Origin of the sequence: Bartonella sp. AP21QHHD, from assembly GCF_042196205.1 — a bacterium.
GTDB lineage: Bacteria > Pseudomonadota > Alphaproteobacteria > Rhizobiales > Rhizobiaceae > Bartonella.
In genome coordinates this window covers 1-1360 of record NZ_JBHIPT010000064.1, presented here as the reverse complement: position 1 = coordinate 1360, position 1360 = coordinate 1, and the positions used below count along the sequence as shown (strand labels likewise).

The 1360-nt window shown below is 37.6% G+C and carries 2 protein-coding genes; both read left to right on the top strand.

Features of this window, described 5'->3' with window-relative positions; genetic code table 11:
* The coding region (locus tag ACFIMC_RS04700) for a hypothetical protein (RefSeq protein ID WP_375680947.1) at nucleotides 1-747 on the top strand (747 nt) is incomplete at its 5' end.
* Between the two features lie 84 nt (nucleotides 748-831).
* A complete protein-coding gene (locus ACFIMC_RS04695; protein WP_375612653.1) occupies nucleotides 832-1272 on the top strand; it encodes a hypothetical protein in 441 nt (146 codons plus the stop codon).
* Nucleotides 1273-1360: the final 88 nt, after the last annotated feature.

Here is a 1360-nt window from a genome sequence, read left to right as displayed (position 1 = left end):
GCTACAGTTAAAAAGAGAAAACCATCCAAAAAATATGAATTGACTAATGAAATAGATCATATGACTGGTCTCACATTATACCGTATACGCGCCTTAAAAGATTTTGGAGATGTCAAGGCGGGGGATTTAGGTGGTTTTATAGAAAATGAAAGCAACCTATCGCATTATGGTACGTGCTGGGTATATGATAAAGCCCGCGTTTTTCAAAATGCCCGCGTTTCTGGGAATGCAAAAGTAAGAAGCTTTTTTGTAGACGTTTGTGGGAATGCAAAAATTTATGGGAATGCTATTTTTGAAGCTATTTTTATGGGAGGCAATGCGCGTCTTTATGGGAATGCTCATATTAAAGGTGCTGTTGTAATTGAAGGCAATGCAAAGATTTATGATAATGCCTATGTAACTGATCATGCTCATATTTCTGATGATGCCGTCATTTGTGATAATGCTCATGTTGGAGGCAATGCAAAAATAAGCGGTGCTGCTTATATTTGTGATGACGCGCGTGTTTTCGATGATGCCGTTGTATGTGGTGCTCTTATCTCAGGAGATTCTTATGTTCATAGCGCCGCTTCTTTAACAGCAGATGATCATATTTGGAATGAAGCATATCCCGAATTTGGTAGTGAAGATGATTATTATCGTCATGAGTATTATGATGATTTTGAAGACTATTATGATGCTGATCTTGAATCGGAAAATGATGACGATTTAGAATGTGAATTAGAATGTGAAAAAGAAGCTGCTTAATTAAACAATAGGGCGGTGCGGGGGCGCCTCCTTATAACCATTTCATTTAAAAATTTGTTTGAATATTAGATTAGGGAGCTACCTATGACCACTAAAACTGTATCCAAAAAATATGAACTTACTAATGAAACTACAGAAGTTAAAGACCATCTCTATGGTAGAGTTAGAACACTTTATCGCATTAAAGCTTTAAGAAGTTTTGGAAGTGTTAAAAAAGGAGATTTAGGGGGCTTTATTGAAAGTGAATACAACTTATCACATGATGGCAATTGCTGGGTTGGTGATGATGCCAAGGTTTATAATGCTGCTATGGTTTGGGGGCATGCGAAGGTTTTTGAAAATGCAATAATTTGTGATGAGGCGTGTGTTAATGGGTTTGCGAAGGTTTACGGTAATGTACGTGCTTATGGAAAGGCAATTATTGGTGGCAGGGCGCGTGTTTTTGGAGATACGCAACTTATTTTGGGGGCATGGGTTACAGGAAGAAAAGAGATTTCTACAGGTTTAATATCCTTTTGTAGATAGATAAAGACTGTAGAGGAATTGATTAAAGCGGCTGTGGCGTCTAAAAGATAGAATAAAAAAAAGCCGCGTCCTTTAAGACACGGCTTTT

Excerpts from the sequence above, each read along its gene's own strand:
- ACFIMC_RS04695 (WP_375612653.1), top strand. The coding sequence starts at position 832 with ATGACCACTAAAACTGTATCCAAAAAATATGAACTTACTAATGAAACT.